The sequence below is a fragment of the uncultured Brachyspira sp. genome (assembly GCF_944390845.1).
GTDB lineage: Bacteria > Spirochaetota > Brachyspiria > Brachyspirales > Brachyspiraceae > Brachyspira > Brachyspira pulli.
On the sequence record NZ_CALXRM010000108.1, the window covers coordinates 1 to 8,597 of the forward strand.

Consider the following 8,597-nt stretch of genomic DNA (forward strand, 5'->3'; position numbering starts at 1 on the left):
AAGCCCTGCAGATATTTAAAATTTAAAAAAATTATTTTTGACAAAATATAATTGTTTAGGTATATACTAAAAATTTTAGAGTTTGTCATTTTTTTAGTCAACTTTTTCCCGCCGCAAAAAGTTGCAAAAAGTGCAAGGATAGAATTAGTACTAAATCATACTAAAATTGTCTTACATGTAAAATAATTTATTAATTAAAGCCCAAATGTAGCCTTTCGCGAAGCGTATCCGAGCTTGTTGAGGATATAGCTACTTTGACGAAGTCCGCAGAGCGTATGCGGCGGGAAAAAGAACAACAATAAAATTGACAAAATTAAAAGTTTTAAGTATATAAAAATTAATGCAAAAACAAGGGACTTACAAATAATTTGCAAGCCCCTTTATTATTATTTCATTTATATAAATATTTTATTATTTTTTCTTGCCTGTAGATTTAGCAGCTGTTTTCTTAGCAGTAGGTGCTTTTTTAGCAGAAGATTTAGTTTCTACTTTAGCAACTGTTTTTTTAGCAGCAGATGCTTTTTTAGCTGTTGTCTTTTTAGCAGAAGATTTTTTGCTAGCTCCTTTAGCTCTTATAGCACCTTGAGCAGCAGCAAGTCTAGCTATAGGTACTCTATAAGGAGAGCAGCTTACATAATCTAATCCTATATCATTACAGAACATAATAGTAGCAGGATCTCCACCATGCTCACCGCAGATACCAACAGTAAGTTTTTTATTAGTAGATCTACCTTTAGTAACACCTATTCTTAAAAGCTCACCGATACCTTCTTGGTCTAATGATTGGAAAGGATCTCTTTCGTATATTTCTTTATTAACATAGTCTTTTAAGAACTTACCAGCATCATCTCTTGAGAAACCGCCGCCCATTTGAGTTAAGTCATTAGTACCAAATGAGAAGAATTCAGCTTCTTCAGCGATTTTGTCAGCAACTAAAGCAGCTCTAGGAACCTCAATCATAGTACCAACTCTATAAGCAACTTTAGAACCTTCTTTTTCAAATACTTCTTCAGCTATTTTAATGATTCTGTCTTTAATGATTTTTAATTCTTTTACAGTACCAACTAAAGGAATCATTATTTCAGGGTGAACATCTACACCGTTTTTTTTAACTTTAACAGCAGCTTCAATTATAGCTCTAGCCTGCATATCATATATTTCAGGATAAGTAATACCAAGTCTGCAGCCTCTGTGACCAAGCATTGGGTTGAACTCATGTAAACTATCTCTAATAGCTTTTAATTTATCAAAGCTTACATTCATTTCTTTTGAAAGTTCTTCTAATTGAGAATCTTCATGAGGAATGAATTCATGCAAAGGTGGGTCAAGAAGTCTAACTGTTACTGGATATCCGTTCATAGCAGTGAATATACCAATAAAGTCTTCTCTTTGCATAGGAAGAATGCTATTTAAAGCATCATCATAAAGTTTTCTAGGTTCTTTATATAAAGGCTCGATTTCTTCGATAGTTTTCTTATCGCCTATTTTTTCAGCAGCCTCTAATTTTTCTTTTAATTGTTTTACTTCTTCAGCAACAAGTATAAGCTGTCTTACACTCTTAATTCTGTCAGCATTGAAGAACATGTGTTCAGTTCTGCAAAGTCCGATACCTTCAGCTCCAAAGCTTCTAGCAACGCTAGCATCATGAGGAGTATCAGCATTAGTATGAACTTCTAATTTTCTCATAGAATCAGCCCATTCCATAAGTTTTTTGAAGTCTTCTGACATTTCTGCTTCTTTAGTAGCAACTTTACCAAGCATTACTTCACCAGTAGAACCGTCTATAGAAATATAATCACCTTCTTTAACAGTTTCTTCACCAACTTTCATGCTTTTAGCAGCATAATCAATTTCTAAAGCACTACAACCAGCAACACAGCATTTACCCATACCACGAGCAACAACTGCAGCATGTGAAGTAGAACCGCCTCTAGCTGTTAAGATACCTTCAGCAGCATTCATACCTTTAATATCTTCTGGACTAGTTTCTATACGAACAAGTATAGATTGTTCTCCTGCCTCTTTCATAGCTTCAGCTTTTTCAGCAGAGAATACTACTTTACCAACAGCAGCTCCTGGAGAAGCGTTTAATCCTTTAGCAAGTACTTTTGCAGTTTTCTTAGCAGAAGCATCAAACATAGGGTGTAATAATTGGTCTAAATCAGAAGGATTAACTCTCATTATAGCTTCTTCTTTAGAAATTATTTTTGCTTCAGCAAGTTCTACAGCGATTCTTACTGCAGCAGCACCTGTTCTTTTACCATTACGTGTTTGAAGCATATAAAGTTTACCTTCTTGTATAGTGAACTCCATATCCTGCATATCACTGTAATATTTTTCTAATTGGTTTTTATAGCTTACTAACTGTTTATATACAGCTGGCATAACTTCTTCAAGTGAAGGATATTTAGCTTTTCTTTCTTCTTCACTTATACCGTTATTTTTAGCCCATTCTAAGCTGCCTTCAAGTGTAATTTCCTGAGGAGTTCTTATACCTGCTACAACGTCTTCACCTTGAGCATTGATTAAGAATTCACCATAGAATTTATTTTCTCCAGTAGAAGGGTTACGAGAGAAACATACACCTGTAGCAGAAGTATCACCCATATTACCGAATACCATAGCCTGAACGTTTACAGCAGTACCTAAAAGACCTCTTATGTCATTTAATTTTCTGTAAGCTTCAGCTCTAGGGTTATTCCAGCTTCTAAATACAGCATTAATAGCATTAAATAACTGTTCTCTAGGCTCTTCTGGGAATTCCTCGCCTTTTTCTTTCTTATACATAGCTTTATATTTAGCTACAACGTCTTTTAAATCTTCTACATCCAAGTCAGTATCTTTTACTTCTTTTTCTATTTTACCAACTCTTGAAGCTATAGAATTTTTCTTTTCTTGTAAAATTTCCTCAAATTTGTCATGATCAACGCCCATAGCTACATCGCCGAACATCTGTATAAATCTTCTATAAGCGTCCCAAGCAAATCTAGGATTGCCTGTTTTAGCAACTATACCATTAACTACTTCTTCATTGATACCTAAATTAAGAATAGTATCCATCATACCTGGCATAGATATAGCAGCACCTGAACGTACTGAAACTAGTAATGGTTTATTTACATCACCGAATTTCATATTCATTGCTTTTTCTAATTTTTTGATGTTTTCATCAACAGCTTTTTCTAATCCTTTAGGGTATGACTTATTTTTAGAATAATAGTCGCAAACTTCTGTAGTAATTGTAAAACCAGCTGGAACCGGTACTTTACTTTCTGTCATCTGTGCTAAACCTAAACCTTTACCACCTAAGAGTGCTTTGGTTTCTTTAGCACCTTCAGATTTACCATTACCAAAGAAGTAAACCATCTTTTTTGATGCCATAATAAACTCCTCTTGAAAATAAAATATTTATATAAAATTTAAAGTCATTACTTATTTATATAGTATAATGTTATTTTTATTATTGTCAATTTTATTGTGAAAATTTAGTTAATTTTTTTTTGTATTTCACTTTATTTATCACTATTTTGATATAAAAAGATATATCTATTAAAACATCAAATTAAAATTTCAATGTGTATTGACCGAATATTAAAAAGATATTTAAATTTTTTTTTATGTATTGTATAATATAAAATAAGGAAATATATAAATGCTTAAAAAAATAAATGCACTAATTATTGCTCTATTAATAGCTGTAAATGCTTATGGTGCAATAGTTATATCAACATATAAAAAGCCAAAAGTAATAAAATATAAATACAAATTAACAGAAAGAGGAAAAGTATTAAAAACCCCTCAAAAAATACTTTTTGATTATGATAACAGTACTGTTGATTTAAAAAAATATTTCAAAACTTTTAAATATGTTGGAGATGTAACTACAAGTACAAATATAATCGGCATTATAATTGAAGGTCATATGAGCAGCGATGAAAACAAAAAGCCTACCAACGGATACGGCAAAAAAGATATATTATTCCTCTATAACAGAAGAGATATGGAGGATTTATCATATCAACGCTCTTATAATGTATTTTTATCAATAACTAATGGTACTTTAAATAAATTAACTAATTATGGTCTTCAGGATTTATTAAGTGAATACAAAGATATTAAAGAAAATAGGAGAGTTGAATTTATTTTAATAGAAAATAGTAATGATATGTATATATATACTAACTATATAAATAATTTGATAATGTCTAATATCTAAAATATCTTTCTTATTAATCTATAAAAAATATATTTCAGGTTTACGCTTATGCATAATGATAATAACAGAGAAAAACTTTCAAGCAGATTAGGTTTTTTATTAGTTTCGGCAGGCTGTGCCATAGGTCTTGGTAATGTTTGGAGATTTCCATATATTACAGGAAAATACGGCGGTGCTGCATTTGTTGTTTTATATTTAATATCACTTGTTATATTAGGTCTTCCTATACTTGTTATGGAATTTTCAGTTGGAAGGGCTGGAAAAAGGGATTTAGCTGGTTCTTATAGAGCTTTACAGAAAAAAGGTTATAAATGGCATATAGTAGGATACATACAATTATTCGGCTGTGTTCTTCTTATGATGTTTTATACTACTATAGCAGGCTGGTGTTTATCATACTGTTATTTTATGGGTATGGGAAAATTGGAAGGACTTAATACTGCTCAAGTTGGAGAATTTTTTAATGGTGTTCTTGCCTCCCCTTCTACATTGATATTATGGATGACTGTTTCTGTTATAATAGCCACTGTAGTATGTATGATGGGATTAGAAAATGGTGTTGAAAAAGTTACAAAAGTAATGATGACACTTCTTTTATTGGTTCTTTTTGTGCTTATAATAAGAGCTGTTACTTTACCAAATGCGAAAGAAGGATTAAAATTTTATCTCTTACCAGATTTAAATAAAATGTTTAGCGGAGGACTTAAAGGGTTCTTCTCGGTAGCTTATGCTGCTATAGGTCAATCATTCTTTACATTGAGTTTAGGTATCGGTGCTATGACAATATTCGGAAGCTATATAGAAAAAGATTATTCCTTAACTGGCGAATCTATTATGGTTGTGGGATTAGATACTTTAATAGCATTTCTTTCAGGACTTGTAATATTCCCTACAACATTTTCTTTCGGAATCAATCCTGGAGAAGGTGCTGGATTAGCATTTGTTACTTTGCCAAATATATTTAATTCAATGGTTTTAGGCAGACTTTGGGGAGCTTTATTCTTCTTATTTTTATCAATGGCAGCTTTAACAACTATAATAGCTGTATTTGAAAATATTATTGCTTTCACTATGTCCGAAACAAAAATGCCGCGTAAAAAAACTACTATGATAGTAGCTATAACTATATTTATATTGAGTTTGCCTACTGCATTAGGATTTAATATTTTATCATTCATAAAACCTCTTGGAGAAGGAAGCACTATAGCTGACGGGCTTGACTTTTTAGTAAGCAACAATTTCCTTCCTATAGGCGGTATAATAATACTTATATTCTGTACTAGAGATTTTGGCTGGGGCTGGGATAATTTTGTAAAAGAAGCTGATACTGGAAAGGGAGTAAAATTCCCTAAATGGGCTAGATTCTATGTTTCATATATTTTGCCTTTCATAGTATTAGCTATATTCGTTATTGATTATATAAATAGATTCTTTATTTAAAATTATTTATACCTAAACAACTATATTTTGTCAATTTTTGATTATTTTTGAATGTAATTATAACTTATAAATTAATATAAAATATTAACACATAGTAACAAAATATGTTTTAAATGTAATATAAAAAACACATATTTGTACAATAATAAGTAATCATCCGCACGTATAGTGGACATTTGATAAGAGTAGTCAATACCGTGTGGGAAGGTGCTGCGAAGCATCACTACGGTAACAGCTCGTGGTTGACAAACTTAAAAATTTTCAGTATAGAATTTTAATAATTAAATAAAACTTTCTAATCATTAAATATATTTGTATAAGTTTTTGGTTTAATACTAATATTAGTTATTATAATTAGACATTTATATCTCTTATAATAAGTAGATCTAAATTACAACATATTTTTAATTGTGATGCTGATTGAGCACAAATAATTTAAATTTATTATACTTTTATTTATTTTTATTAATAAATATAATAATTTTTGTATAAAAATAATAATATGTAAAAACTTACACTTATAAACAAAATTTTAATAAAATTATATTGCATTTATAATAAGATATGTTATTATAAAATAAATTTTAAGTATTATGGATTTTTCTATATGAATACAATACAATACAATACAATACAATACAATACAATACAATACAATACAATACAAAATAAAATAAAATATATTTATTCAAGTAAATAAAAACCAATGTTCAGCTTAGTAGCATCTAAGTGAATGTTGGTTTTTTTATTTTAAAAAATTAAATAATTATGGAGCATAAAATGGAAAATAATAATTTTGAAACTTTATTAAATGTAGCATTAGAAAATAATAGCTATATAAAGAAACTTGAAAATGAAAACTCTAAATTAAATGAAAAAATAAATATCTTAAATAATAAATTAGAACTTTTATATTTTTCTAATCAAATATCTGATGATGAAAGAAAAAAACGTTTTACAGAAATATATGTAAAAAAAATGTGGGGACGTACAAAAGAAATAAAAGAAGAAACAGCTTCAGGTTCTGGAAGTACATTAGAAGCTACAGAAATTTTAAGAAATAATTTAATTATTTTATTAAAAAAATACAATATAAAAACTTTTTTGGATGCACCTTGTGGTGATATGAACTGGATGAAATTATTATTGAATAATTTTGAAAAATATATAGGTGTTGATATTGTTCCAAATATTATAGAAGATAACAAAAATAAAATTAAACATGATAATGTTTCATTTTTTTGTGTAGACCTTTTAAAAGGTGATTTATATGATGTAGATATGATATTTAATAGAGCTTGCACAAGACATTTATCAAATATTGAAGTTCAAATGATAATTAATAATATAAAAAGAACAAATTCTAAATTTTTATTGACAGATACATCAATATCTGTTAAATATAATGACAGAACTAAATCTAAATATTCTGAAGCTAAATTTATAAATTTAGAACTACCACCATTTAATTTTCCAAAACCAATAGAATATATAAATACTGATAAATCAGGTGTAGATATGATGGGATTGTGGAAAATATCTGATATACCAAATCAAACATTTTAATATAATTTTTATTTCTATAATTATAGATAAACATTTTAAAGAATTTTATATAGTTTTTAAGTTTTAGTATTTATTTTTTATTATAAATTTATTCATAATAATGAAGAAAAAAGCTACGGAAAAATATTTATTGATTATAAGAATATAAAAGGGTACATAAATAAAGAACATTATTTGGCTTATTTGTTTGATTAGACTTGTTTCAAAACTAAATTATTATATAAAATAATACAGCTATACATATGTACAAAATTGCAGTAGCTATATTATAAAAATAAACCATATTTATTAATTATAACTTGTTTTTTATATTTATTAGTTTTTTGTACAATAAAAAATAATTTCAGGTTTAAGAGAGTATTTTACGGCAGCTTTATCTGATAATGTATAATAAAAATTATCTTCATAAACCTTAAATCCGGCATTTGTCAATCTTTTTACATAATCATTTTTCTCGTATACTCTAACATGATCATTTTGACCAAATGCTTTTTCCCTTTCTTTTGGATCTGTGATAGAAAAGTCTTCATAAGTAGTTGTTAGTTCTTTTCCTTTCCATTGAGAAAAATATGGAACTTGCAATATAGCAAACCCATATGGTTTTAATATTCTTTTTAATTCCTTCATAGCTTTTATATCATCTGGTATATGCTCTAGTACATGACAGCAGAATATTATATCAAAAGAATTATTTTCAAATGTTGTATTTGTTATATCCTGAACGGACATAGCTCTGCCGGGCACTATATCACAGCTTATATACTCTATATTTTTAAATAAATCAAAACTGTCTTTTATTGCTTTTTCTGGTGCAAAATGGCATATCTTTATTTGTTTAGATGCATCTATTTTTCTTAATAAATATAAATAATAAAGTCTATGTCTTTCTAATGATTTACATTTAGGACATTGGGCATTTTTCCTAGGTACAATTCCAAATGGCAGAAATTCTTTTGAACTATAACCGCAAATAGGACATAATAAATTATCTTCATTGCTGATATTAATATCTTTTTTTAAATCTTTATACATATTGTATACTCCAAAATTTATTTAAAATAAAAAAAAGCAATGGACCAATTTATAATTAGTCCATTGCTTTTTTACTTTATATAAAAATATATATTTTATATTATTCTGTCTTGTCTTGTCTTGTCTTGTCTTGTCTTGTCTTGAACATGTTATTTTACCAGATTAAATACTATTTTAATATAATTATTATATAATATTTTCTTATAAAGTCAATATTTAAATTTTCAAGTTGTTGTTTAAGAGCCATAGATATTGCACACTTTTAGTTTAAAAAAAGAAGGTATTCCTTATAATTTAAATTGCTATAAATAAACCCAAAGGAATACCTATGAAACAATATAAT

The 8,597-nt window shown here is 28.1% G+C and carries 5 protein-coding genes; 3 read left to right on the plus strand and 2 right to left on the minus strand.

Annotated features, from left to right (window positions below; translation table 11 throughout):
- Positions 1 to 411: 411 nt before the first annotated feature.
- The gene (gene ppdK / locus Q0K52_RS14110) at positions 412 to 3,381 is read right to left on the minus strand and encodes a pyruvate, phosphate dikinase (protein WP_297300521.1); all 2,970 of its coding nucleotides are present in this window, start codon (positions 3,379 to 3,381) and stop codon (positions 412 to 414) included.
- Positions 3,382 to 3,652: 271 nt separating this feature from the next.
- Here ppdK and Q0K52_RS14115 point away from each other — a divergent pair, with 271 nt between their 5' ends.
- From Q0K52_RS14115 to Q0K52_RS14125, 3 genes are all read left to right on the plus strand, one after another.
- Positions 3,653 to 4,216: a hypothetical protein gene (locus tag Q0K52_RS14115; RefSeq protein WP_297300522.1), complete on the plus strand. Its 564-nt coding sequence runs from the start codon at positions 3,653 to 3,655 to the stop codon at positions 4,214 to 4,216.
- A gap of 48 nt (positions 4,217 to 4,264) precedes the next feature.
- Positions 4,265 to 5,656, plus strand: a complete 1,392-nt coding sequence (locus Q0K52_RS14120) for a sodium-dependent transporter (protein ID WP_297300523.1) — start codon at positions 4,265 to 4,267, stop codon at positions 5,654 to 5,656.
- A 780-nt stretch (positions 5,657 to 6,436) separates the two neighbouring features.
- Positions 6,437 to 7,222 (plus strand): class I SAM-dependent methyltransferase, encoded by a 786-nt coding sequence (locus Q0K52_RS14125; RefSeq protein ID WP_297300524.1) that lies wholly within the window; start codon positions 6,437 to 6,439, stop codon positions 7,220 to 7,222.
- 315 nt (positions 7,223 to 7,537) lie between these two features.
- Here Q0K52_RS14125 and Q0K52_RS14130 read toward each other — a convergent pair whose 3' ends face one another.
- Entirely contained in the window at positions 7,538 to 8,254 is a 717-nt protein-coding gene (locus Q0K52_RS14130; RefSeq protein ID WP_297300525.1) for a methyltransferase domain-containing protein, read from the minus strand.
- Between the last annotated feature and the right edge of the window lie 343 nt (positions 8,255 to 8,597).